Raw genomic sequence first — 24,846 nt, forward strand, 5'->3', positions numbered from 1 at the left:
CTCAGTTTCTAGCTAACTCCGTTCAATGGGCATTAGCAAGGATGCTTAGTATCTTGGTGTGGCGCGTCTTCCCTTGTCAGGGGCGGGATGGGTGCCGGAGCGGGGGCGGACGGTCAGCGGTAGGCGCGGTGCAGGTTCTCCCTGGTCGATTTCCGGGCGGACGCGTCGGCGATCCACGGGCCGGTCCCTTCGGACTGGTCCAGCACCCCGGCCTCCAGCCACGTGTAGTCGCCGGCGAGCACCTTGCGCGCGACGTCGCGGTCGCCGTCGTCGGTGTTGCGCCACAGCTGGTCAAAGTATTCGTCCACACGGACGCGTGCCTGCTCGCAGAAGGCGTCAGCCAGTTCAAACGCGGTGGCGCCGCGTTCCGGGGCGGTGCGGAGCAGCATCTCGGCGCGGGAGCAGCTGGCGGCCATGGCGAACAGTTCGGCTCCGATATCCACGATCCGGCCCAGGAACGCCTGTTTGTGCTCCAGGCGGGCCTGCCAGCGGCCCATGCCATAGAAGGTTTGGCGGGCCAGCCGGCGCGAGGACCGCTCCACGAAGCGGAGGTGTTTGGCCAGCCGGCCGAAATCACTGTAGGACCGCGGATCCATGCCTGCGCCCGTAACCAGCTTGGGCAGCCACTTTGCGTAGAAGCCGGAAGCGCCGACGGCGGCCCGCGCCTTGTCCGAAAGGCTCGCCTCCGCGGAGGCCAGGTCCCCGGCGGCGGCGAGGTGCGCGTCCACGGCCTCGCGGGCGATGAGCAGCCGCATGATCTCCGACGACCCCTCGAAGATGCGGTTGATCCGCAGGTCGCGCAGCTGCTGCTCGGCGGGGACTGCCCGCTCGCCACGGGCCTCGAGCGATTCGGCCGTCTCGAAGCCGCGGCCGCCGCGGATCTGCACGAGTTCGTCCGCGATCCGGTAGCTGATCTCGGTGGACCACAGTTTGGCCAGCGCGGCCTCGATGCGGATGTCCTTTAGCCCGGCGTCGGCCATCTCCGCGGACAGTTCGAACACGGCGTCGAGGGCGAACGCCGTGGCGGCGATGAACGCGATCTTCTTGCCCACGGCTTCGTGCTTGCCCACCGGGCGGCCCCACTGCGTCCGGGCGTTGGACCATTCGCGCGCAATCTTGAGACTCCAGCGGCCCGTCGCCACGCACAGTGCGGGCAGCGAGAGCCTGCCGGTGTTCAGCGTGGTGAGCGCAATCTTCAGGCCCTGGCCTTCGCGGCCCAGCCGGTTGGCGGCCGGCACCCGGACCTGGTGGAACCGGGTCACGCCGTTCTCGATGCCGCGCAGGCCCATGAAGGTGTTGCGGTTCTCCACCGTGATTCCCGGCGAGTCCATCTCTACTACGAACGCTGTGATGCCGCCCTTGTGGACGGCGCCGTCGGCGTCGGTGTGTTGTGGCACCACGGCCATCACCACGACGAGTTCGGCGATCACGCCGTTGGTGGTCCACAGCTTCACGCCGTCCAGAACGTACGATTCGCCGTCGGCGGTGGGAACGGCGGTGCTGCCCATCCGGGCGGGGTCGCTGCCGACGTCGGGCTCAGTCAGCAGGAAGGCGGTGACAGCCCCCTCGGCGCAGCGCGGCAGATACTTGCGTTTCTGCTCGGGGGTGCCGAACACTTTCACCGGTTCCGGCACGCCGATGGACTGGTGGGCGGAAAGCAGGGCGCCCAGGCTCGGGTGCACGGATCCCAGCAGGGCCAGCGCCCGGCCGTAGTACACCAGGGACAGGCCCAGTCCGCCGTACTCCTGTGGAATCTTCATGCCGAACACGCCCAGCCCGGCCAGGCCGCGCAGATACTCATCGGGAATCTTGGCGTCGCGTTCGATCGTTCGCCCGGACATAGTGCGGCAGAACTCCGTCAGCCGCGCCATGAAGGCCTCGCCGCGTTCCACGTCGCCGGGTTTGGCGGCGGGCCAGGGGTGGATGAGGCCCAGGTCAAAGCTGCCAAGGTACAGACCCTTGGCGAAGCTGGGCCTGGCCCACTCGGTTTCGCGTGCGGCCTCGGCGATGGCGCGGGCGTCCTCGGCAGACGCGCCCGCGCCGATCTTCTCGGGAGCAACAGGTGTTTCGGACGCTGGACTGTCCACGGGCGGAACGGCGCCAGCGCCGTCCGCAGCTGTGGCGGTAGCTGTGGTGTCTGTTGACGTGCTGTCAGCAGCCCGGCGTTCAGTCGCCTGGCTGTCAGTGGCGGAGCTCACGGGGCATCTCCTCTAACCGGATGACCGGCTCTAAGCCCTGGGTCCGCCGCGGGTGGAGAACCCTTCAGCTGTCCCTCAATGCTACCCGCGGGTAGGTTCCGGTGCTAGGGGACGGCTGCCCCTGAAACTCCGCGGGAAACTCGACTGTAGAGGCGTGGTGCACCAGCCTGTCCCAGGCGTGGTTGATCGAGTGGACCGTCCTGAGCAGCGCCGCGGCAACGACCAGCCATGCCAGCCTTCCCACGCCAACCAGGACGAGCGCGGCGAAGGCCGCCGCCGCCACGAAGAGGACAAGGGCCAAGGCGAACACCAACGTACCGATGAACACCAGGGTGCCTGTCTCCACTGCACTCAAGTCGAACTCCATGCTTCCCCCTGCGCCGTTGCTGCGGATGGATCAGTAGCTCGAGACTAGAGCCAGGAGCGGAGCTTCCTCCAGCCTCTCAGCCATGCTGTGGCCGCGTTGATACGGGATCGAGACAATACTCTTCCGTAGGTCACGGAGTGATTGCGAAAACCTCATCTGTCACATCCGTAACGTTGTGTGGCAGGCAACGGGGACCGCTCCCGGCTTGCATGGGAGGGCGGCGCGGCCGGGCCAGCGGCTCTGCGTTAACCTTGTAGTTGCCAGTTTTTGGGTTTCCGCCGCCCAGACCATCCCCCGAGTTGCTGAAGGAGAGTGTGTGCCCAGGTCCGCCACGTCCTCCGCTGACGCGATCAGCGCACGGCTTAGGGACCTTGAGCTCCTCACCAAAGGACCGGCGTGGGCCCTCACGCGCTCCGCGCCTTGGGTGATTGCGGTCCTGCAGGCATCCTTCACCCGGACCCGGCCGCAGCTTCCGCTGGAGGAATTCCACGCCGACGTCGACTCCTTCCTTGAGCAGCTGCGCCGCCAGGATCCGGCGCTGGGCGGCCATGCCAACGGGAAATCCTTCGGCGACGAGTGGACCCGCAAGCAGTTCCTGACGCGCCGGAACCAGTCGGGGCAGATCGTGTACGAGGTCACCGAGCCGGCTGCCCGCGTGCTGGCGTTCCTGGACAGCCTCTCCAGCGAACGGTCCACGCTCAACGGGTCCCGGCTGGGCACGCTCCTGGGCGACGTGGAGAAGCTCGCCAACGAGACCAACCCGGACCAGAGCGCCCGGCTGGAAGCGCTGGAGGAGGAGATCGAGGAACGGCAGCAGCTGATCGAGGACATCAGCTCCGGCGACTTCGACGGCCTCCTCGATGACGACCAGGCGGTGGAAGCGGCCGGCAACATCCTGGACCTGGCCGCCAGCCTGCCCGCGGACTACAAGAAGATGCGTGACCGGATCGAGGAGCTCGTGGGTGAGCTCCGGAACCAGATCATCGAGGAATCCCTGACCAAGGGCGCCACGATGGCACAGGTACTCGAGGCGGACAAGCGGCTGCGCCAGAGCCCGGAGGGCAGGACCTTCCGTTCCTTCACGGCATTTCTCGAGGACCCGCAGCAGCAGCTGCGCTTCCGCTCCGCCATTGGCGAAGTTCTCAGCCGCCAGTTCGCGGACGACCTGTCGCCGGAAGACCGCGAAACCCTGAAAAACCTGGTGGCGGAACTCCGGCAGCAGCACAGCCAGATCCAGCGCATCTACGGCAAGCTCAGTGAGAGCCTGAACACCTACGTCCAGAGTGATGACTTCCGCCAGTCGGTGCGGCTCCGCAAGGTGCTGCGCGAGGCGGAGCAGGCCATCCGCTCCATGCCTTACGAGCGCGAAAGGCCCGGCCTGGTTCGTGGCCCGGTGCTGTTCAATGCCGGGTTCGAATCCCTGGCGATGGTCAAGCTTTTCGATCCGGACGAGTTTGCTGCCCCGCCCAAGCTTGCGGAGCCCATCGCGTTCAGCGACTCGGACCGGGTCCGCTCGCCAAGGACCGCCAAGGCCAGGCCGGAGTCGATCCGCGCCGCGGCCGCCGGCGCGTCCACCCTCGCCGAGGCGTGGGAGCAGCTTCCACCGGAGGAACAGCACATCAACTCCATCCGGGCGCTCCTCTCGCACGCGCTCCACACCGGCGCCGGCTTTGACCAGCTGGCGTGGGAGGCCCTCGACTTCGAACAGATAGACGGCACCACCCGCAAGGCGTACCTGCCGGTGGTAACGCTCAAGAAGGATCAGCAATGACTGAAGAGATTACGACGGCGGACGCCGGGGCGCCGCTGGCTGAGCCGGCCGAAACCAGTTCAATCAGCGCAGGCGTTGGTCCCCGAGACACCTTTGTGGACGGCGCAGCATTGTTCACCGGGGATACCGGCGTGCTGCCCATGAAGGTGCGCCAGGCACTGGTGAAGCTGCTGAAGGGCCCTTACGTCGACGGCGGCCGGGACGAGAAGCTCTGGACAACACTGCTGGACAACCAGCTGATCCTTCGCAGCCGGCTGTCCGAGCTGTTCCTCACGCTGCAGCTGGACCACGAACGCAAAATTGCCGTGCTGCGTCCCGTCGACCCCGAGGCCATCGGCGGCAGTGCCCGTTCCAGCATCCTGCGCCAGCAGCGTGCCCTGAGCCGGGTGGAAACGATCGTGCTGCTGCGCCTGCGGCTCCTGCTGGACCGCCACGTCACGGCGCAGACGGACCCCACCATCACGAAGGAAGAAATCGCGGAGCTCGTGGCCCACTACCAGCCGGCCGGCCAGCAGGATGCCCTGCGCGACTCGGACGTGGTGAACCGTGCAATCACCAAACTCCTAGCCCGCCAGCTCCTGCTCACCACAGGCCTGGACGACGTCTACACCATCTCAAACGCCCTGCCCCTGGCCCTCCCCTTCGACAACATCGGCGACATCCCCGCCCAAATCGAGGCCCTAATAGCCGCCACCGCAGACTCCACAGGCACTGAACCCCTAATAGAACTCGACGGCGAAGATCCAGTCCGCTCGGATGATGGCTCTGAGGACGAATCGGAAGGTGACGTGCCAGCAGAAGACGGCGACGGCAATGCCGCCCCGGGAGTGGCATCGGGCCTGTCGGAGCCGCGCGCTGAGCTGATCGAAGATCAGCTGCGCGGCGAAGGGGCGGGGGCGGCATTGCCGTCGACGTCCCGCAAGTCGGTATCTGAAGAGGCCGCCAAGTGAGTATTGCTAGCATGCTTCCGCTGGGCGAGGTCGTTAACCCGGGCCAGATGCGCCTGGCCCTGGTGCAGGTGGTCAACTGGGGCACGTTCCATGGGGCGCACACGATGCACGTGGACCGCAACGGCACCCTGCTGACCGGCAACTCCGGCGTGGGCAAGTCGACGCTGTTCGACGCCATGCTGAGGGTGTTCGATGCCCGGCCGCGCTCCAACGAGGCCGCAGCCCAGCGCTCGGGCGCCGTGGAGGACAAGCGGACCACGTTCACGTACATGCGCGGCAAGGTGGGGGACAAGGCCGTGGGCGAGGGCTCGGCCAGCGCGTTCCAGCGCCCCGGTGCCACGTGGTCCGCCGTCGCCCTGACGTTCGACAACGCGGCCGGCACCAAGGTGACGGTGTCGGCACTGTTTGACTTGCCCAAGAACGGTACGGAGTCGAGCGTCGGCAGGTACTACGTGATCGACAACAGGCCGCTGGACCTCGCCGCCATCGAGGACATCGCGGAGAAGCGCTTCACCCGGGCTGCGCTGGAGAACATCTTCCCGGCCGCCCAGGTCTTTGACGTCCACAAGGCGTTCGCGGAGCGGTTCCGCCGGCTCCTCGGCATCAACTCGGACCAGGCGCTGCCCCTGCTCCGCGTCATCCAGGCCGGAAAGGGCCTGGGCGGCAGCGTGAACACCTTCTTCCGCGACCAGGTGCTGGACGCCCCGGCCACCCTGGCGGCTGCGGACGACGTCGTCGAGGAATTCAGCAACCTCATGTCCATCCGGCAGCGCCTGGAGGACGTCCGGCAGCAGCGCGACCAGCTGGCCCCCGTCCCGGGGCTGAACCGGGAGTACGCCCAGTCGCTGCTGGACGCGAACCGGCTCCGCGAGCTCGCGGGCGAGGAGTTCGAGGCCTACCGGCAGCAGTTGGCGGTCACCGTGCACGAGAAAACGCTGGCCCGCTTCAGGGCGCTCGCCCAGGCGAAGGCCAAGGAGCTCGCGGCGGAGCGCGGCGTGCGGGACGGCCTGGCCAAGGAACTCCGGCAGCTCGAGGCGGAGTACAACAACCAGGGCGGCAACGCCATCTCCTCGATCGAGCAGTCCCTCGAGAACGCCCGGGTGGGGCTGAAACTGCGCCAGCAGGTGGAGGAGGCGGCCCGGCAGGCTCTGGCGGAGGCCGGCCTGGACCTGGAGTGGACGGCTGAGGGCTGGGAGCAGGCCCACGAGCAGGCGGCCACCCGCTCGGCCGAGCTTAAGGACGACTCCGCGGCCCTGCAGGAGCTCCGCTTCGAGGCCTTCGACGCCCACGCCACGAAGAAGCGCGAGCTTGCCGCGGCCGAGCAGGAACTGGTGTCGCTGAAAACGCGCAAGTCCCTGTTGCCGCCGTCGAGCATTGAAAACCGCGCCGCGATCGCGGCCGCCACCGGCGTCCCCGAGGAGCAGATGCCGTTTGGCGGCGAGCTGATCGACCTCGCCGAAGGGCAGGAGCAGTGGCGCCCCGCCGCTGAACGTGCGCTGCGGAACCTGGCCACCACGCTCCTGGTCCCGGGCGAGCACTTCGCCGCCGTCACCCGCTACCTCAACGGCCACACGGTCCGCGGCGCTCTGCGCGCGGTGGACGTGTCCAAGCCGCTCGCCGGAGCGGCACTTGCGGTGGAGGACGTGGCCGACGGCGACCTGCTGACCAAGCTGGACATCCTCACCACCGGGACAAACGGCGAAGCCGGCATGTGGATCCGGGAGCGGATCGCCCTCGACTTCGCGTACCCGTGCGTGGAGAACCCCGACGACCTGGCGGCCCTGGACAAGGGCCTGAGCCTCGGCGGTGTGGTCAAGCGCAACCGGCACACCGTGGAGAAGGACGACCGGTTCACCAGCCGGCAGGACTACGTCCTCGGGTTCGACAACGCCTCCAAGCTGGAACTCGTGGCCGGACAGGCGGAAGACCTGCGCCAGGAACTGGCTAAGGCCGCGGAGCTGGCCCAAAGCCGCGAGGAATCACACCAGGGCATGTCGCGGCAGCTCGAGGCCCTGCGCAGGGTTGCCGAGGACCACCGACCGTGGGAACAGGTTTCGGCGGCGGTCGCTGCGGAGGAACTCGGCAGGATTGAGCAGCGGCTCAAGGACGCCCTCGCCGCCCAGGCTGACCTCGAACCGCTCCGCGCCAACATCGAAGCCGTGCGCCAGAAACACCAGTCCAGCACCGAGGCGGCCGCGGTGCTGCAGAGCGAATACAAGGCACTGGACCAGCAGCTCACTGCCTCCGATTCACTGCTGGAAGCCGCGCGTGCCCGCCTGAACCAGGCCCCGCCGTCGGACTCCACCAGCGCGGCTCTGGCGCCGTACTTCGCCGAATTCGGCGACGTCACGGAAATGCACGAGCTGGACAACCTCGCCGGCCGGGTGCGTACCCAGCTGCTCGGCGACCTGCACGCCGCAGAGTCCCGCGCCCAGGCCACATCGGAGCGGCTCACCCGGATCTTCGAAGGCTTCGTCCGCGACTGGGGCACCGCCATTTCGGCCGACCACGGCACGTCCATCGGCGCCGTTGGCGAGTTCGAGGCCCGCTACCACGCAATCATCAACGATGGTCTGCCCGCGCAGGAGGCCGAATTCCGGCAGTTCTTCAACCAGCGCACGCATGAGTCGTTCAGCACCCTGCTCCACCTGCTGGATGAGGAGCGCCGTTCCATCACCAGCAGGATCCTGCCGCTGAACGGGATCCTGTCCGAGGTGAATTTCCACGAGGGCAGCTACCTGGAACTCGACATCAAGCAGACCCTCCCTGCCACGGCCAAGCAGTTCAAGGACGCCATCCAGAACGCGCTGAAGACCCGGCACGCCCGGCACGGCAAGGCGGACGCCGCCCACGCCGGCCAGAACGACGACGCCGAACTGACCGCGCGCTACAAGTCGCTGGAAACACTGGTGAAGCGGCTGGGGTCGCAGACTCCCGAGGACCGCCGCTGGCGGGCCGAGGTGCTGGACGTGCGCGGCCACCTGTTCATCCAGTGCAAGGAGCACCGTGAGGTGGACGCCCCCGGGAAGAAGGGCAGCAAGCGTACGGACGTCTTTATGCACGCCGACACCGGCTCCATGTCCGGCGGCGAACGCCAGCGGTTTACCGCGTTCATCATGGCCGCGGCGCTGAGCTACCAGCTGGGCATCGCGGAGCAGGGCTTCACCACCTACGGCACCGTGATGATGGATGAGGCGTTCGTGTTGGCTTCCGAGGAATTCGCCGGCGCGGGCATTAAGGCGCTCCACGAGTTTGGCTTCCAGCTGCTCCTGGCTGCGCCCGAGAACGTCATCGACCTTTCCCGGCACCTGGGCTCGGTCACCGAGATCCTGCGGGACAGGCGGACCAACCGCTCCGGAGTGCTCACCGCCCCCGTTATCACCCCGAGGCCCGGCACGGAAGGGCAATGGCGGTCGGAGGCGAATCCCGTGGATATCGTGCTGCGGTAGTTGGTAACGCTTCGGTCCCATTTATAACAAATCGATGGATTTATTGGGCCGTGCCTAGTGGCGGGCCGCTGCGCCGTGCCACTGTGGTCACTTCACCAGTCTTCGCCAAACGCTCCACAGGGTCTTGGACACTCCCATGCGGCGGGCAGAGCAGCCCCTGCGAGAGCTTGCACGGCGTCATTCATGAAAGGCACCATCATGCGCCCTGCGTTCCGCGCCCCCGTCGTCTCTGTCCTTGCTGCTGCCGCCGCCCTGTCCCTGGCCGGCTGCGGTGCCATGGTTTCGGCATCCCCGTCGTCGTCCTCCCCGGCTGCCACGGCCTCTGCTTCAGCCGGCGCTTCTGCTTCAGCCACGGCTTCCGCCTCACCCAGCGCTTCAGCCTCCGCAACACCATCCGGCTCTTCGGCGGGTGGCGCCGGGGATGCCGGGGGTACGGCATCGCCTGGGACCACGCCGTCGTCCGCTCCGGCTCCTGCCGAGCTGAAGTCCTTCACCTTCCCGAACGGACATGTGTCTTTCAAGTACCCGGCCGATTGGAAAGTTGAGCTCTTCACCGGCGGCGGCTCGCCGTCGGAGTCGGCCACCGCGACGGTTATCGACGCCAACGGCACCGAGCAGGCCACGGTGTACTCCGGGCCCATCGCTGACGGCGTCTCGCACCCCGTCACGCGCACCGTCTTCGAGTCCGCACCCGTTCCGGGACTCGCGGCGCAGCCCGCGCCGGCCGCCCACTATGCGTTCTACGTAGACCGGATGGACAGCAACGCAACCTACCGCATGCACCTGGCGGCAGGCGCGCCCAAGTCGGGGCAGGGGGCCGCGCTGGACGGCATCATCCGCGCCGGGGACGGTGTCATCCTGGCGGACGTGAAGTTCATCGAGAAGCCCTTCGCCAGTGACGCCGCGGCCAAGTCCTGGCTGGCAGGCACGGAAGGTCAGGCCCTCAAGGCCCTCCTGCTCAGCATCTCCTACCAGTAACCTCAGCCTTCGCCGGTTGAGCTGGGGCCACGACCGCCGGGTTCCCTGGCCGAGCTTGCGAGGTCAGGGGGCGGCTGGGGAGGCGTGCGCGGCCGCGCAGGCGTCGATCTGGGCCTGGACGATTCCGCCGTAGTAGGCCACCAGCTCATCAAAATCCCAGCCGTCGAAGAGCCCCAGGGTCCGCACGGTTTCACCGAACCCGGTCATCAGCGCGGTGACCGTGGAGGCATAGCGGCGGTCCGGCGTCGCATCCCCGATCAGCTTTGCAATGCTGCCGAGGTAGCGTTCACGCAGTTCGTTCCGCGCCGCCTCGGGATCCGGGGCATCGTGGACGTTGATCGGAATGATCGCCCACGGTTCCTGCATGCCGCGTTCCCGGCGCATCAGCACGCGGAAGACGAGTGCGCCGCCGAGTTCGGACGCCGGGACGGTCAGTTCGGTGAGCAGGGACTCGTCCGGCTGCACGGCGGCGAACAGCTTGGCCTTGGAGATGAACAGTTTCATCACCAGGGCCGCGGACACCCCGGCTGCCGCGGCGATGTCCCGGACCGTCACGGCGCGGTAACCGCGTTCGCCGAACAGCCGTCCCGCTGCGGTGAGGATGGAGTCCTGGCTGGGGCTGCTCATGCCCGCACCGGGTCCCCGCCGGTCCGGCCTGCGCTGCTCCCCTGCGCGAGGTGTTCGGCTGAAAGGTCCACGGTCATGGACCGGTTGTCGACGGCGAGCTTCCGCGCCACGGCTTGATGAGTCACGGGATGAAGCATAGTCACTATGTACCGTCCGGCGGCGGGCAGCGGAAGTGTGTACACGCCGCCGTCGTCCGTCCTGGCGGTGTCCACATGCTCGCCGGTGGCGTGCAGCAGCGTCACCACGGCGCCGGCCACGGGCTCGCCGCCGACGGCCGCGCGGCCGCTGATTTCCAGCCGCTCGTGCAGTTGGAAGTTCTGCTTCAGCGTGTGGCCGTCGAAGTCGAAGACCTCCGCCATCGGCGCCCAGCCTGCCGCGTTGGCCACCACGAGGTACTTCCCGGCGCCCGGCAGTGCCACCGAATAGTTGCCCTCGGTGTCCACGCGGCTCCAGTCCACCGGCTCGCCTTCCGTCTGGAGGACGGTGACGACGGCGGGCGTGAGCGGGCGGTGGTCGGGTGCCAGGACGCGCCCCTGCACCACGAGCTCTGCTGCCGCCGGCGCGGCAGGACGGTGCGTGGTCATACGGGGAATGAACACGGCGGCGAGGGCAGAGGCGGCGGACGCCAGGGCGGCCATCCAGAACACGTCCCTGAACGCATCGAACGAGGGCAGCCGGGCCGCGCCGAGCGAAATGGTCACCGAGGTGAGCACGGCGGCGACGGCGGCGCTGGAAGTGGACGTGCCGATGGAGCGGACCAGGCTGTTGAGGCCGTTGGCGGAGGCTGTTTCCGTGATCGGGACGGCGCCCATGATCAGCGTCGGCATGGCGGCGTAGGCGATGGCCGTGCCGACGCTCACCACCGTGGAGCCGATGATCACCGAGGTGATGGAGTCGTAGAAGAACACCCGGCCCACGTACCCGACGATCATCACGCCGGCGCCGGTCATCAGGGCGGACCTGCCGCCGAAGCGCCGGATGATGCCGCCGGAAACGGGAGCGAACACCACCATGGCAAGGCCGGAGGGCACCATACACAGGCCGGCCGTGATGACGTTCAGTTCAAAGCCGTAGCCGGTGGCGCCGGGGAGTTGGAGCTGCTGGGTGGTGAGGAGCATGTTGGCGAACATGGCGAAGCCGATCAGCAGCGACGCGAGGTTGGTCATCAGCACCGGCCGCCGCGCCGTGGTGCGAAGATCCACCATGGGCTGGCCCACCCTGAGCTCGTAGGGGATCCAGGCAGCCAAGAGCAGTGCTGCCGCAAGGAACAGCAGGAGCACGGGCTCGGAGCCCCAGCCCCAGGCGCCGCCCTTGGAAATGGCCAGCAGCAACGAGCCCAGCGCGGCGGAGAGCACCAGGGCCCCCGCGTAATCGAAGCGGCCCGGGGTGCGCACCCTGGATTCCGGAACCACAAACACGACGGCGATCAGCAGCAGCGTTCCGGCGGCCGCGGAAACCCAGAAGATCGACGTCCAGCCGAGGCTTTCATACAGGACGCCGGCCAGCGGAAGGCCCATGGCGCTGCCGATGCCCAGGGTGGCGCTCATGAGTGCCACAGCGGAGCCCATCTTTTCCTTGGGCAGTTCATCGCGCATGATGCTGATGCCCACCGGGATCAGTGACGCGGAGAACCCTTGCAGGGCGCGGCCGATGATCAGCCACAGGAAGGTCCCGCCCATGGCCGCCATCACCGAACCGGCCACCATGATGGCCAGGCAGATGACCATCATCTTCCGCTTGCCGTACATGTCGGCGCTGCGCGACACGATGGGGGTAGCGACGGCGCTGGCGAGGAGCGTGGCGGTCACCAGCCAGGACGCGTCGTCGGGTGTGACTGAGAGGATCCGCGGAAAGTCTGGCAGCAGCGGAACCACGAGGGTCTGCATGAGGGCCACGAGCGTGCCGCTGAGCGCCAGGACCGTGGTGATGGCGGACGGGCTGCGGGTTGCTTTCGGGGCGGGGGGTGCTGTCATGAGCGGCAGGCCTTTGTGGGGATAGGGGTACCCGGGCTAGGGGTGAACGGGCGTTTACTCCTTCGAGTGAACCATTGTTCACCCTTGGCTGGCAAGGTGCGGGAACGTTAGTCTGGCCACTTGGGGCCATTACGTGACGCAAACCTTTCGTAATGCAGGAAAGGATAGGCTACCCTTACTTGGGTCGTCTCATTCACCTAAGGAGTTCCGTGACTTCCCCCCACTTCCCGCGCCGAGAGGCCGTTCCCGCCATCGCTGCAGCCGGCACCACGCGTCGCTCCCTGCTCAGGACCGCCGGCAACGCCGCCGCCGTCCTCGCCGCCGCGGCACTTTCCCTGTCTGCCTGCTCCACCGGCCCGGCCTCCACCGCTTCGGAAGCGAGCGCCACCTCATCCGCCAGCGCGCAGTTCCCGGTGACCATTGAGCACGTCTACGGCGAAACCACTATCAAGGAGCAGCCCAAGCGCGTCGTCACCGTCTCCTGGGTCAACGACGACGTTGCCATCGCGCTGGGCGTGGTTCCAGTGGGCGTGCCCATGAACGAATGGGGCGGCAACGAGAAGGGCTCCACGCCGTGGAAGGACGCCGCGCTGGAAAAGCTCGGCGCGGGCTTCGGTTCGGACAAGGCTCCCGTCCAGTTCTCCGAGGCTGACGGCATCAACTTCACCGAAATCGCCAAGCTCAACCCGGACGTCATCCTGGGCGCCTACTCGGGCCTGACGGAGGAGGACTACAGGAAGCTCAGCGAGATCGCCCCCGTGGTTGCCCATCCCGAGCTGGCCTACGGCACCTCCTGGCAGGACTCCACGAGCATCATCGGCAAGGCGCTGGGCAAGGAAGCCGAGGCCAGGAAGCTGATCGCCGACACGGAGGCCACCATCAAGGACAAGGTCTCCGCGTACCCGCAGCTCGCGGGCAAGAGCTTCATCTACGGAAACCTCGAGCCGGCCAAGAGCGACGGCGTGAACGTCTACACCGCCAACGACAACCGCCCGCGGTTCCTCAGCGAGATCGGCATGAAGCTCGCCCCCGTGGTGGAGGAAAACTCGAAGGGATCCAAGGAATTCTTCATCCCGTGGTCCGCGGAGAAGGCCAACGAGCTCAAGTCCGACATCTTCGTGACCTGGGTTCCGGACGCCAAGACCACCGACTCGATCAAAGCTGATCCGCTGCTGGGCCAGATTCCGGCCATCAAGAACGGCGCCATGGTCGCGGACTCGGACAACACACTCACCCTGTCCATCTCGGCCTCCTCGCCGCTGAGCCTGCCGTGGTCGCTGGACACCTTCCTGCCGCAGCTGGCGAACGCAGCGGATAAGGCCGCAGGCGCGGTCTGAGCCCGGTCCGGTCCGCAACCTCCAGTAGGCAACTTCCCATGACATCGAGCACGACCCCGGCCCCCGCCGCCCAGCGCGAACTGGCAGTTAATGACGCCAAAATGCGCACGAAGGGGCATTACCTGCCAGTTCGCGTCCAGCCTGCGCGCAAGGTCCCCGGGCCGCGCGCTGCCTGGCTGCTGGCCGCCGTCGTCGTGCTCGTTGTTGTCTGCGGCGCCTCACTGGCCGTGGGGGCCCGGGGACTGTCCCTCGAAACCGTGTGGCAGGCCCTGACCGAGTTCAACCCGGCGGACGGCGACCACGCCGTGGTGCACGCCCGGATCCCGCGGACCGTCCTGGGCCTGCTTGCAGGTGCTGCGCTGGGCCTGGCAGGTGCCGCCATGCAGGGCGTGGCGCGCAACCCGCTGGCCGACCCCGGCATCATCGGTGTCAACGCCGGCGCCGCCCTGGCTGTGGTTACTGGAATCTACGTCTTCGGCATCTCCTCGCTGACCGGCTACATATGGTTCGCGTTCGTCGGCGCGGCGGTTGCCGCCGTCGTCGTTTACCTCATCGCCTCCATGGGCAGGGACGGCGCGACGCCGGTCAAGCTCGCCCTGGCGGGCGCCGCCCTGAGCGCCGGGCTGTTCTCGCTGATGAATGTCATCCTGGTTTCCAGCCAGGACACCCTGGACCGCTTCCGCTTCTGGCAGGTGGGCGGCATTGCGGGGCGCGACTGGTCCGTGGTGCTGCCCGGCCTGCCGTTCCTGATCGCGGGGGCACTGATCGTGCTGCTGGCCGGCCGGGTCCTCAACAGCCTGGCGCTCGGCGACGACGTCGCCCGCGGCCTCGGCCAGAACGTCGGGCTCGCCCGGGGCGTCACCGCGCTGGGCATCGTTCTACTGTGCGGATCGGCGACGGCCCTGGCCGGCCCCATCGGGTTCGTGGGCCTGGTTGTCCCGCACGCCGTCCGCTCCCTGAGCGGCCCTGATTACCGCTGGATCCTGCCGTTCTCCGCCGTGCTCGCACCGGCGTTGCTGCTGGTGTCCGACGTCGTGGGCCGGGTGATCCTGCTTCCCGGCGAGGTCCCGGCCGGCATCATGACTGCCCTGATGGGCGCGCCGGTCTTCGTGTGGCTGGTCCGCCGCGGCAAGGGGGCAGGGCTGTGAGTATCAACGCTCCTGCCCTGAACCGGACGCTGCTGAACCGGACGCTGTTGAACGGGACCCTGCTGAACCGGACAGCGGTCCTGGCTGCCGGCGTCGTGCTTCTCCTGGCCGCCAGCGTCCTGCTGGGCAGCTACACGGTGACCGTCCCCGACTTCTTCAAAATCCTTGCAGCCCACTTCACCGGCGGCGAGAAGATCCCCGGCGCCAGCTTCATCGTGATGGAGGCCAAGCTGCCGCGGGCGGTCATCGGCACGCTGATCGGACTGGCCTTCGGGCTCTCGGGCGCACTGTTCCAGACCATGCTCCGCAACCCGCTGGCCAGCCCGGACGTGATCGGCATCAGCTACGGCGCCAGCGCGGCCGCGGTCCTGGCCATCGTGGTCTTCGGAGCCTCGGGTGCCGCGGTGTCCGGTGCTGCCCTCGGCGGTGCGATGGCCGTGGCGGCGCTGATCTACGGCATCTCCCGCAGCCGGGCGCTGGCCGCGGGCGGCGGCAGTCGCGGTAACGCCGCCGGGAACCGCCTCATCCTCGCCGGCGTGGGCATCGCCGCCGCGCTGCACGCCATGGTCAGCTTCCTCATGACCCGGGCCGACATCCGCACCGCCGCGGAGGCGCTGATCTGGATCAACGGCTCACTCAACTCCGCCAGCTGGGATCGTGCGGGCGTGCTGGCCCTGACCCTGATGGTCCTGGTCCCGGTGGCTGCCCTGCTGGCCGGGCCGCTGCGCATCCTCGAACTGGGGGACGACGCCGCCGCAGGACTCGGCATCCGCGTGGGTGCTACCCGGCTGGGACTCGTGCTCACCGCCGTCGCGCTGGCCGCGGTGGCGACGGCGGCCGCCGGGCCGGTGGCGTTCGTCGCCTTCCTGGCCGGCCCCATCGCCCGCCGCTTCGCCGGCAAAGCCAGCTTCCCGGCGTCGGCCCTGGTGGGCGCCCTGATCGTCCTGGCGGCAGACTACTGCGCCGCCAATATCGCCCCGCTGCTGCTGGACGGCACCGTCCTGCCGGTCGGCGTCGTCACCGGTGCCCTCGGCGCCCCGTTCCTGCTGTGGCTCCTGGTCACGTCCAACCGAAAGGATGCCTGATGGCTGCTCTGCAAGCCCGGGACCTCACGCTGCAATATGACCAGCGCCGGGTCATTGAAAACCTCACGGCGGAGATTCCCGAGGGCAGGGTGACCATGATCGTGGGCGCCAACGCCTGCGGAAAATCCACCCTTCTGCGCGGCCTGTCCCGGCTCCTGAAGCCCGCCGCCGGCACGGTCACCCTCGACGGCAAGGACATCCACTCCCGCCCGGCCCGCGAGCTGGCCCGCACCCTCGGCCTGCTGCCGCAGCATCCGACCGCCCCGGACGGCATCACCGTCCGTGACCTCGTGGGCCGCGGCCGGTACCCGCACCAGGGCTTCTTCCGCAGCTGGTCGGAGAAGGACGACGCCGCGGTGCAGCGCGCGCTGGAAGCCACCGAAACGCTGGAGCTCGCCGGGCGGAACGTCGACGAACTCTCTGGCGGGCAGCGCCAGCGGGTGTGGATCGCCATGGCGCTCGCCCAGGAAACGGACGTGCTGCTGCTCGACGAGCCCACCACCTACCTGGACCTCGCCCACCAGGTGGAGGTACTGGACCTGGTCACCGACCTGAACCGGCAACGCGGCACCACCGTGGCGATCGTGCTGCACGACCTCAACCTCGCCGCGCGGTACGCGGACCATGTCATCGCCCTCAAAGCCGGGCGGATCGTGGCCGAGGGTGCATCGTCCGATGTGATTACCGAGGAGCTGGTCCGGAGCGTTTTCGGGCTGGAATCCCGCGTGGTGCCGGACCCGGTATCGGGCACCCCGCTGATCATCCCGCTCGGCAGGCACCACACCGACCCAAAAGTTCTGACCACGACCCTGGAGATGGCCTCATGAGTGCAGTACAGAACAGTTCCGCGCCCGCGTCCGTTGCGCAGCGCCCCGGCGTCGCCACCGAGCCGATGACGCTGGCGTTCCATGTCACGGTCTCGGCCGTGCAGGAGCTCAGCCCCAACTTCCGACGCGTGACGTTAGGCGGCTATTCGCTGCGCGACTTCGGCGTCCACGGCGACAGCCTGGACCTGCGGATCAAACTCATGATCCCGTCGCTGGCGCCGGACGGCAGCCGGCTTCCGCTGCCGAAGTTCCGGATGGAGGAGAGCGGCTGGTACCGGGAGTGGCTGGCCATGGATCCGGCCACCCGCGGCTCCATGCGCACCTACACCGTCCGGCAGGCCCGGCTGGACGCTGTGTACCCGGAAATCGACGTCGACTTCGTGATGCATTTCGACGCCGACGGCAACGGCGGTCCCGCGGCGAACTGGGCGTTGACGGCCACGCCGGGCGACACCCTGACCCTGATCGGGCCGAACAACCGCGCGGCGCACTGCGTCACCGCGGAAACGTACTCGGGCATCGAATGGCGCCCCGGCCTGGCTGGGCGCGTGCTCCTGGCCGGCGACGAGACGGCCGTCCCCGCGATCAGCGCCATCCTCGAAGGCCTGCCCGCGTACATGACCGGGCACGCCTTCCTGGAAGTGCCTGAGGCCGGCGACTTCCTCGATCTGGAGTCGTCGGCCGGCGTCGAAATCACCTGGTTGGCACGCGGCGCCTCGATTGGCAGGTCCCGGCCGCACGGTGAACTTCTTCAGGAAGCGGTGCGGGCGGCGGTTCCCGTGCCGGGCTGGGTGGGCATCAAGTCCGCCGACGCCGCCGGCCCGGAGCCCGACGACGTGAACGTGGACCAGGAGATTCTGTGGGAAACCCCGGCCCGGCTCGATGCCGCCGCGGTCAGCGCCACGAAGAACCCCGGCAAGCCCGCCGGCGCCCTGCCGTTCTACGCGTGGATCGCCGGTGAGGCGGGCGTTATCAAGGACATGCGGCGGTACCTCGTCCGCGACGTCGGGATCGACCGCAAGCAGGTGGCGTTCATGGGGTACTGGCGCCAGGGCAAAGCCGAACTTTAACCCTGGGTGTTGGGCTGGATCCGCCTCCGCAGGTCTTGTCGCTTGCCCCGGACGCTCTCTCAGCTTTTGCGGGTTTTTCCCGGAGGCTCTCTCACCGGAAAGCGAACGGTGAAAGAGCGTTTAGTGGATTCCTGCAGGAACTGAGAGAGCACCCATGTTCATCTTCGGTTTCCCTGGGCGTTGCTGCGGATGTGTACCTTGTCCGGGTGGGTGTTTCTCCATTGCTTCCGGACCGGGGCCGGCGGCTGTTCGTTGCCCTCGGGGATTCCTTCACCGAAGGCGTGGGCGACCGCAGTTCCCGGATGCCGAACGGCGTGCGCGGCTGGGCGGACCGTGTGGCGGAGAAGCTCGCCAAGGCAGAACCCGGCTGGCACTACGCCAATCTGGCCATCCGAAGCAAGCGGCTGCGCCACATCGTGGATGAGCAGCTGGAGCAGGCCCTGGCCATGGAGCCCACGCTGATCACCCTCTATGCCGGCGGCAACGACATCCTGGACTTCGGCACCGACATGGACCACCTCCTGGCCCAGTACGAGGAACTGGTGGCCCGGCTGGCGGCCACCGGCGCCACCCTTGTCCTGTTCACGGGGTTCGACGTCAAGGTGTCAGCGGTGCTGGAGCCGCTGAAGAAGCGGAACACCCTGTACAACCGGCGGGTGCGCGAGGTTGCGGCCAAGCACGGGGCGGTACTCGTCGACTACTGGTGTTTCGAGGCCTTCCATGACCGCAGGATGTGGGACGCCGACCGGCTGCACATGTCCAAAGCAGGTCACAAATACCTCGCCGCCCAGGTCCTGGACCATCTGGGCGTGCCGCACAAGATCAGCCTCAAGGAATGGGAACCGCCGGCCAGGATGACGCTCCGCGACTGGGAGCGGCGGCAGCGCCGCTGGGTGAATGACTGGGTGCTGCCGCTGTTTGGCCGGAAGCTCCGCGGCGTCACACTGGGCGACAACCTTAGCCCCCGCTGGCCGCAGCCGGTGAAGGTCCCCCGTAAAGGCGGCCTGAAAAAGCTGATGGAGCCGCGCGACTAGTCCAGCAGGTTCTCGAACCCCGGTGCAGTGCGGTTTGCGGCGAATTCCGTGACCTCGAAGTCGGCAACGCCGTGCACGCTGAACGGGTCCTTGGCCAGGGACTCGTCGAGCGTCGGCCGGTCGGCTTTGGAGAGCAGCACACCTCCTGTGCGCGGAACCTTGCGGCCGGCGGCGATGAAGACGCCCTCGTCAAAGGCATCCTTCAGCCAGTCCACGTGGGCATCCAGGTGCTGGTCCACGATCTCTTGGGCAACCTTGTAGGTCAGGGAAACTACGTACATGACCGCCAGCCTACCGTCAGGGCCCCGGCCCCCGGCGACTCGCCGCCGCGGTGACCGGCCTTGAACCGTCAAGCGTCAGTTCTCCTAGGATGGAGTAATGACCGAACCGCGCTGGCTCAACCCCAATGAACGACGGGCCTGGCTTGCCCTGCTGAGCATCAACACCATGCTGCCCGCGTCGCTGGACACCCAGCTGCACGCCGCAGGCAAGGTATCGCTGTTCGACTACAACGTGCTGGCCATGCTTTCCGAGGCCGAAGGGCGCTTCCTGCCCATGAGCGAGCTGGCGGCCAGGACCAGCGCCTCGCTCTCCCGGCTGTCCCATGTGGTCACCAAGCTCCAGAACCGCGGCTGGGTGGAACGCCGGCCGCATCCCGGTGATGCCCGCGTCACCACGGCACACCTCACCGAAGAGGGCATGTCCACCATCGTGGAACTGGCCCCGGGCCACGTGGAATCGGTGCGCTCGCTGTTCCTCGACGCCCTGACTGAGCGTGACGTGGCGGACTTGGCCCGCATCGGCGAAAAGATTGTGGGCCGCCTGGACAGCGCCCACTGGATCCTCCGCGAGCCTCAGCAGTAGCACCCGCGAGCCGCGGCGTTCTTGGTTGCTTCCGGCAACGGGTGGCAGACTTGCTCCCATGGATTTCACGGCCCGCTACGTCGCTCTTGGAGACTCCTTCACGGAGGGCGTCGGCGACGACGACCCGACGCGGCCCAACGGGGTCCGCGGTTGGGCTGACCGGGTGGCCGAGCAGCTGGCCTTGGCTGACAACGGCTTCGGTTACGCCAACCTCGCCATCCGTGGCCGCAAGCTGCGGCAGATCCTGGCCGAGCAGGTGGACGCCGCCATCGCACTCAGGCCCACCTTGGTGACCCTGTACGCCGGTGCCAACGATATTCTCCGGCCTAAGATCGACATCGACGACCTTCTCGAGGACTACGAAAAAGCCGTCGGTAAGCTGGCAGCCACCGGCGCCACCGTGGTGCTGTTTACCGGCTTCGACGCGCGGGGCTCGAAGGTTTTCGGCACCATGCGGGGGCGTACAGCCATCTACAACGAACTCGTGCGCGGCATCGCCGGCGACCACGGCGCCCTGCTGGTGGATTACTGGCGCTTCAACGAGTACTACGACTGGGGTATGTGGGCGAAGGACCGGATGCACATGTCTGCCGCCGGCCACGCCAACATGGCCAAGCGCGTCCTGACAGTCCTCGAACACGAGCACTCCATCGAGGTTCCGCCCATGACCCCCGTCCCGGAGCTCAGCAAGGCTGAGGCGCTGCGGGCCAACGCCCGCTGGGTCCGGGAATTCGCCGCGCCGTGGGTGGTGCGGCGGGTCACGGGGAAGTCCTCCGGCGACAACCTCCAGCCCAGGTACGCCCAGCTCACCCGGCTCTAGGCACCTCACCCGGCCCGCCAGCCGGTTCGGGCCGAGATTACCGCCGGAACCCGCCCGTCGCCAGCAAGTCACCATTTGCCCGGACGGCCAGCGCCTCGATGTCCCACATGGCGGCCGCGTGGTTGAGCATGGAGACCCCGCCGGCCACGATTGCCGTCGCCAGCACGTCGGCTGTGACCGCGTCCGCTGCCGCCACGGAAACCTGGAGGAACTCCACGGTGCCGGCGGTGGCGCTCCAGATATGATCCCCGCGCTCTGCGGAACCGGAAGTGGCCAGCGCCACCCGGGTCCCGCCGTCGGCCGTCTCTCCGCCGCCCAAGGGGAAACCGGCCAGCAGCGTCCTCCGGTCCGCAGGGTCGACGATCCCCGCCCGCCAGGGCACATCGGTGCCGGGGCCCGGGGAGCCGCTGACCAGCACGTCCCCGCCGGCGTTCAGACACCAGTGGGCCATGCCGAGCGCCAGCAGCGATGTGCCCGCCTCCCTGATGGCGTGCCCCTTGACGATTCCGGAGAGATCCAGGGCCCCGTCCGGACGTTCCGGCGTGAACGCACCCTCAGTGCGGAGCCTCCATTCCGCCGCCTCCTCGTACCGCGCGCGCATTTCCGCCGACGCCGCCGGCAGCGCGAGTTCGCCGCGCACCAGCCGGCTCGCCTCCGAATCGGGGCGGTAGAGGCTGAAGATGCTGTCCAGTTCCGTGAAAAGGCGTTCGACGACGGCGGTGGCCGCTGCCAGCTCATCCGCCGCAGCCTGGGGTGCTTTGTGCGCGTCCGTGGGAACGGTCAGGCTGATGACAGTGCCCATGCAGCTGAAGGTCCGGGCCCGGAGACGGTGTGTGGTCTCAGAAGTTTGCTGCATCGAGGGCCGCCTGCAGGGAGGTGAGGTAGGCATCGCTGGTCACGGTGGCGCCACCCACGGTCTGCACGTTGGCGGACTGTGCCTGGAGCACCTCGTCCCGAAGAATCGGCGCAGCGTAGTTGCTGATCTGCACGGACCGGCCCTCGGCGTCGGTCAGTTTCAGGGCGGTGACGTCGGTGATCTGCCCGGACTTCACGGTGACCTGGACCTGCACAGTGCCGAAGCGGGTCTGGACCACCTCGCCGTCGTACGTGCCGCCGGCCTTGGCCGCCGCCCCGGCGGCACCCTCGGCGCCCGAGGTGCCTGTGGATCCCGAACTGCCCGTCCCGGAACTTCCCGCCGTCCCGGACGACGCCGACGATCCCGACGGCGCTGTGCCGCTGCCGTCCGTGGTTCCCATCCCCGACGCCTGATTTCCCGTTGCCGCTGCCGCGACCGCGCTGCGGGTATCGGCCACATGGACACCTGATTGCCAGCCGGCCAGGAGGATGCCGGCCGAAGCCAAGGCGGCTGAAACCGCTGCTCTGATTCTCACCAGTCGAACCTTTCGTGATGGAGCTGATCTTCGTGGACGCCGGCGGCGCGGGCGGCGTTGAGGACGTTGCCCGCCCACCGCGAGGGGCCGCATACATAGACGTCGGCGCAGGCGATTTCCGGAACGTAGTCCGCCAGCGCGTACCCGGCACGGTGTTCGACGGCCGGAAGCCAGCTGTCAGGTGAGCCGGGGTCCCGTCCGCCGGTGAGGTGGAACAGGGTGGCGCCGCGCTGCCTGCAGAGTTCGAGGATTTCTTCGCCCAGGTAGAGCTCCCGGTTGCTGTGCCCGCGGAGCAGGACCGTCGCCTGGCCGGGGGCGAAAGGGGTGGTCTCAAGGAGCGCACGCAACGGCGTAATGCCGATGCCGGCCCCGATCATAACCACGCGGTCCTTGCTCCGTGCTGCTGAGCTGAAGAGTCCGTACGGCCCTTCGACGGCGACCTTCGTTCCGCGCCGCAGCCTTAGCAGTTGCGCCGAGCCCCGGCCCAGATCACGAACCGTGATCCTGAGCCGCCCGTGCCCGTCAGGTCCGGTCCGCCCCGGCTCCGCAGACAGGCTGAACGGATGCGGATGCCACCACAGACCCGGGGCGAGGAAGCGCCAGATGAAGAACCGCCCGCCGTTGCCGGCCAGCAAGCCGAGCTGCAGGCCGCTCATTTCGATGTTGACTACCCCGGGGGCCACAGAGGTGACGCGCTCAACCGTGAGCTGATGCCTGAAGGTTGCCCGTACAGGCTGGATGACCCGGTAGTGCAGCAGGGCCGCCCCGGTGGCGATGCAGATCGCGAGCCAGTACCCGCGCTGCCAGCTGCCGACGGCGAACAGCCCGCCCACGCTGAACTGGTGCGGCAGCGAGGTGAGAACGGCAGCGTACGTGAGCAGGTGCACGGCGTACCAGAATTCGTACGGGAACCGCCGGCGGACCGCCACCAGGGACGTCACAACAACAGCGAGGAAGAGGGCCAGGGAGATGAACGCGAGCCACATGTCCGGCACCAGCACCCAGAGCGCCACAGCTTCACTGACCGGGTCGAGCCCTTCTGCCATCCCGTAACCCACCACGATGAGGAGGCCGTGGGCCAGCAACAGGTACAGCGAGGGCTTCCCCAGCTTCCGGTGAAACTCCAGGGCCCGGTCGTGCCCCACCGCGGCGTCGATGAACGGGATTCTGGCCGCCAGCAGCAGCATGAGCAGCACGAGGTCCATGCCGGCAAGGCCGGCAACGATGCCCAGCGCCGTGACCAGGCCGGCGGGCGAGGCCGCCGTTGCCAGGCCGCCGTCGGCAAGCCAGAGCGCAACTGAGGAGGCCAGCGAGGACCAGGCCGCCACTGTCAGGGCATCGGCACGGAGGAGTCTGCGCCGGTGCTGGCCGGCGAAGCGGCCGGACTCCCGAACCGGAGCTGGCCGGCGGTCCGGACGTGTCGGTGTGCCGGTCCCGGGAGAGGGCAAGAGCTGTGTGTTCATGGCTCAAGATTCCGCCTCGAGCCTTTGACTTTGCTGTGAAGAGCCTTCTTTCCGGATATGTCTTGAAGGAAAGCCCTGCCAACAGTTGGTTGGGCTGCCCTATAGCACCGTTTCCCACCGGATTGGTCTTTAATTCGCGTGTCTCGTAGACTTGGTTGGCGCTAGGTGGCGCGGAGCGTGTGCAATTGCTCCGGTTTGCGGTGGCTGTAGGCAGTATTCACAGCCCCTTCAGGCCGGCAGTTAGGGGCTCAAGTTGCGTGCATTCCTGTATTCGCCAGCATCCCGGCACTTCGCAGTGGCTTCCATTGCCAGGTGTTCGTGGCTCATCGTATTCCGCCGCAGTAAACCCGGTTCGCCGGAGTTGGGTCGCGCGGAGGCGTGAGGCTGGATCCGGACGCCGCCTGCCGCACGGTGAAGCAGAACTCTGCCAGCCGTTTCATTCATTTTTTTAGAGGAGAGTCGTCATGGCAGCACACTGCCAGGTGACCGGAGCCGAGCCGGGCTTTGGACACAGCATTTCGCACTCGCACCGCCGCAACAAGCGCCGGTTCGACCCGAACATCCAGAAGAAGCGCTACTGGGTTCCGTCCCTGCGCCGTAATGTCACTCTGCAGGTCTCTGCAAAGGGCATCAAGACCATCGACGTACGCGGCATCGACGTTGTCGTCGCCGACATCCTGGCGCGAGGAGTGAAGCTCTAGTGGCAAAGGACAAGGACGTACGTCCGATCATCAAGCTCAAGTCGACCGCGGGCACGGGTTACACCTACGTAACCCGTAAGAACCGTCGTAACGATCCGGACCGCCTGGTCCTGAAGAAGTACGACCCCAAGATCCGCCAGCACGTCGAATTCCGAGAGGAGCGCTAAACACATGGCTAAGAAGTCCAAGATTGCTCGCAACGAGCAGCGCAAGGTCATCGTTGAGCGTTACGCTGCAAAGCGCCTCGAGCTGAAGAAGACCCTGGTTGACCCGAACGCGACTGACGAAGCACGCGAAGCTGCACGCCTCGGCCTGCAGAAGCTGCCCCGCAACGCCTCCCCGATCCGTCTGCGTAACCGCGACATCATCGACGGCCGTCCGCGCGGTACCTTCCAGAAGTTCGGTATCTCCCGTGTTCGCTTCCGCGACATGGCTCACCGCGGTGAGCTCCCGGGCATCACCAAGTCTTCCTGGTAATCCAGCACCGCTGATTCCAGCTGCATGAGGAGGGCCGGCAACCAAATGGTTGCCGGCCCTCCTTTGCGTTAACGGGCTGCTTGATGGCCCCCGGTTGACTTGATGGGCCCCCGGTTGACGGGGGTGACGCACCACACAGAATGGAATTACGACGGCGATAGCAGCCTTTTCGACTCCCGCGCCTCATTCGCCGCGAACCGCGGTTTTGGCCGGGTGTCCGGCCGATTTGCGGTTGGGTTCGGGGGCGTGTAATGTTCTTCGAGTCGCCGCCGCTGAAGCGGAAAGATGGCGACCGACTCCCTTTCAAATGGCCTGG

23 protein-coding genes are annotated in these 24,846 nt (G+C 67.5%); 15 read left to right on the forward strand and 8 right to left on the reverse strand.

Annotated features, from left to right (window positions below; all coding sequences use genetic code 11):
- Window positions 1-113: 113 nt before the first annotated feature.
- On the reverse strand, window positions 114-2,087 hold the full coding sequence (locus ACFTSA_RS23145; protein WP_377954374.1) for an acyl-CoA dehydrogenase family protein: 1,974 nt from the start codon (window positions 2,085-2,087) through the stop codon (window positions 114-116).
- A gap of 175 nt (window positions 2,088-2,262) precedes the next feature.
- On the reverse strand, window positions 2,263-2,565 hold the full coding sequence (locus tag ACFTSA_RS23150; protein WP_377954350.1) for a hypothetical protein: 303 nt from the start codon (window positions 2,563-2,565) through the stop codon (window positions 2,263-2,265).
- A gap of 316 nt (window positions 2,566-2,881) precedes the next feature.
- Between ACFTSA_RS23150 and ACFTSA_RS23155 the strand changes: the two genes are divergently transcribed.
- The 4 genes from ACFTSA_RS23155 (at window position 2,882) to ACFTSA_RS23170 (ending at window position 9,713) form a co-directional block, all read left to right on the forward strand.
- Entirely contained in the window at window positions 2,882-4,336 is a 1,455-nt protein-coding gene (locus ACFTSA_RS23155; RefSeq protein WP_377954351.1) for a DUF3375 family protein, read from the forward strand.
- On the forward strand, window positions 4,333-5,286 hold the full coding sequence (locus ACFTSA_RS23160; protein ID WP_377954353.1) for a DUF4194 domain-containing protein: 954 nt from the start codon (window positions 4,333-4,335) through the stop codon (window positions 5,284-5,286). The genes ACFTSA_RS23155 and ACFTSA_RS23160 overlap by 4 nt, the downstream gene beginning before the upstream one ends.
- Window positions 5,283-8,735, forward strand: a complete 3,453-nt coding sequence (locus ACFTSA_RS23165) for an ATP-binding protein (RefSeq protein ID WP_377954355.1) — start codon at window positions 5,283-5,285, stop codon at window positions 8,733-8,735. Before ACFTSA_RS23160 ends, ACFTSA_RS23165 begins: the two co-directional genes overlap by 4 nt.
- 183 nt (window positions 8,736-8,918) lie before the next feature.
- Window positions 8,919-9,713, forward strand: coding sequence for a hypothetical protein (locus ACFTSA_RS23170; RefSeq protein ID WP_377954356.1), 795 nt, complete (start codon window positions 8,919-8,921; stop codon window positions 9,711-9,713).
- 63 nt (window positions 9,714-9,776) lie between these two features.
- Here ACFTSA_RS23170 and ACFTSA_RS23175 read toward each other — a convergent pair whose 3' ends face one another.
- Complete coding sequence (locus ACFTSA_RS23175; RefSeq protein ID WP_377954357.1) at window positions 9,777-10,340, reverse strand: TetR family transcriptional regulator; 564 nt, start codon at window positions 10,338-10,340, stop codon at window positions 9,777-9,779.
- Window positions 10,337-12,313: an MFS transporter gene (locus ACFTSA_RS23180; protein WP_377954358.1), complete on the reverse strand. Its 1,977-nt coding sequence runs from the start codon at window positions 12,311-12,313 to the stop codon at window positions 10,337-10,339. Before ACFTSA_RS23180 ends, ACFTSA_RS23175 begins: the two co-directional genes overlap by 4 nt.
- A 251-nt stretch (window positions 12,314-12,564) precedes the next feature.
- On the opposite strand from ACFTSA_RS23180, the gene ACFTSA_RS23185 reads away from it, so the two are divergent.
- The 6 genes from ACFTSA_RS23185 to ACFTSA_RS23210 all read left to right on the forward strand — a co-directional run bounded on the left by ACFTSA_RS23185 (window position 12,565) and on the right by ACFTSA_RS23210 (window position 18,814).
- Window positions 12,565-13,650, forward strand: coding sequence for an iron-siderophore ABC transporter substrate-binding protein (locus tag ACFTSA_RS23185; protein ID WP_377954375.1), 1,086 nt, complete (start codon window positions 12,565-12,567; stop codon window positions 13,648-13,650).
- 38 nt (window positions 13,651-13,688) lie between these two features.
- Window positions 13,689-14,798, forward strand: a complete 1,110-nt coding sequence (locus ACFTSA_RS23190) for a FecCD family ABC transporter permease (RefSeq protein ID WP_377954360.1) — start codon at window positions 13,689-13,691, stop codon at window positions 14,796-14,798.
- A gap of 47 nt (window positions 14,799-14,845) precedes the next feature.
- Entirely contained in the window at window positions 14,846-15,883 is a 1,038-nt protein-coding gene (locus ACFTSA_RS23195) for a FecCD family ABC transporter permease (RefSeq protein ID WP_377954376.1), read from the forward strand.
- A complete protein-coding gene (locus ACFTSA_RS23200) occupies window positions 15,883-16,710 on the forward strand; it encodes an ABC transporter ATP-binding protein (RefSeq protein WP_377954361.1) in 828 nt (275 codons plus the stop codon). Before ACFTSA_RS23195 ends, ACFTSA_RS23200 begins: the two co-directional genes overlap by 1 nt.
- Entirely contained in the window at window positions 16,707-17,780 is a 1,074-nt protein-coding gene (locus tag ACFTSA_RS23205; RefSeq protein WP_377954362.1) for a siderophore-interacting protein, read from the forward strand. The genes ACFTSA_RS23200 and ACFTSA_RS23205 overlap by 4 nt, the downstream gene beginning before the upstream one ends.
- A 206-nt stretch (window positions 17,781-17,986) precedes the next feature.
- Window positions 17,987-18,814 (forward strand): SGNH/GDSL hydrolase family protein, encoded by an 828-nt coding sequence (locus ACFTSA_RS23210; protein WP_377954363.1) that lies wholly within the window; start codon window positions 17,987-17,989, stop codon window positions 18,812-18,814.
- Here the strand turns inward: ACFTSA_RS23210 and ACFTSA_RS23215 are convergent.
- Window positions 18,811-19,095, reverse strand: coding sequence for a YciI family protein (locus ACFTSA_RS23215; RefSeq protein WP_377954364.1), 285 nt, complete (start codon window positions 19,093-19,095; stop codon window positions 18,811-18,813). The genes ACFTSA_RS23210 and ACFTSA_RS23215 overlap by 4 nt on opposite strands.
- A gap of 97 nt (window positions 19,096-19,192) precedes the next feature.
- Between ACFTSA_RS23215 and ACFTSA_RS23220 the strand changes: the two genes are divergently transcribed.
- On the forward strand, window positions 19,193-19,678 hold the full coding sequence (locus tag ACFTSA_RS23220; RefSeq protein WP_377954365.1) for a MarR family winged helix-turn-helix transcriptional regulator: 486 nt from the start codon (window positions 19,193-19,195) through the stop codon (window positions 19,676-19,678).
- A 58-nt stretch (window positions 19,679-19,736) separates the two neighbouring features.
- Window positions 19,737-20,498 carry an SGNH/GDSL hydrolase family protein gene (locus ACFTSA_RS23225; protein ID WP_377954366.1) on the forward strand — a complete coding sequence of 254 codons (762 nt, stop codon included), beginning with the start codon at window positions 19,737-19,739 and terminating at the stop codon, window positions 20,496-20,498.
- Window positions 20,499-20,535: 37 nt separating this feature from the next.
- On the opposite strand, the gene ACFTSA_RS23230 is transcribed toward ACFTSA_RS23225, so the two are convergent.
- From ACFTSA_RS23230 to ACFTSA_RS23240, 3 genes are read right to left on the reverse strand one after another with little or no spacing between them, the layout of a single operon-like run.
- Window positions 20,536-21,354, reverse strand: coding sequence for an FAD:protein FMN transferase (locus ACFTSA_RS23230; RefSeq protein ID WP_377954367.1), 819 nt, complete (start codon window positions 21,352-21,354; stop codon window positions 20,536-20,538).
- The gene (locus ACFTSA_RS23235) at window positions 21,338-21,889 is read right to left on the reverse strand and encodes an FMN-binding protein (RefSeq protein WP_377954368.1); all 552 of its coding nucleotides are present in this window, start codon (window positions 21,887-21,889) and stop codon (window positions 21,338-21,340) included. The genes ACFTSA_RS23230 and ACFTSA_RS23235 overlap by 17 nt, the downstream gene beginning before the upstream one ends.
- Window positions 21,886-23,352, reverse strand: a complete 1,467-nt coding sequence (locus ACFTSA_RS23240; protein WP_377954370.1) for a ferric reductase-like transmembrane domain-containing protein — start codon at window positions 23,350-23,352, stop codon at window positions 21,886-21,888. Before ACFTSA_RS23240 ends, ACFTSA_RS23235 begins: the two co-directional genes overlap by 4 nt.
- A 464-nt stretch (window positions 23,353-23,816) precedes the next feature.
- On the opposite strand from ACFTSA_RS23240, the gene rpmB reads away from it, so the two are divergent.
- Genes rpmB through rpsN form a run of 3 tightly spaced genes read left to right on the forward strand, consistent with a single transcriptional unit; the run spans window position 23,817 to window position 24,530 of the window.
- A complete protein-coding gene (gene rpmB / locus ACFTSA_RS23245) occupies window positions 23,817-24,053 on the forward strand; it encodes a 50S ribosomal protein L28 (protein ID WP_003798559.1) in 237 nt (78 codons plus the stop codon).
- The gene (gene rpmG, locus ACFTSA_RS23250) at window positions 24,053-24,220 is read left to right on the forward strand and encodes a 50S ribosomal protein L33 (protein ID WP_003798558.1); all 168 of its coding nucleotides are present in this window, start codon (window positions 24,053-24,055) and stop codon (window positions 24,218-24,220) included. The genes rpmB and rpmG overlap by 1 nt, the downstream gene beginning before the upstream one ends.
- 4 nt (window positions 24,221-24,224) lie before the next feature.
- Window positions 24,225-24,530, forward strand: coding sequence for a 30S ribosomal protein S14 (gene rpsN, locus ACFTSA_RS23255; protein ID WP_003798555.1), 306 nt, complete (start codon window positions 24,225-24,227; stop codon window positions 24,528-24,530).
- Window positions 24,531-24,846 lie beyond the last annotated feature (316 nt).

This window comes from Arthrobacter sp. NPDC057013 (assembly GCF_042674585.1).
GTDB lineage: Bacteria > Actinomycetota > Actinomycetes > Actinomycetales > Micrococcaceae > Arthrobacter.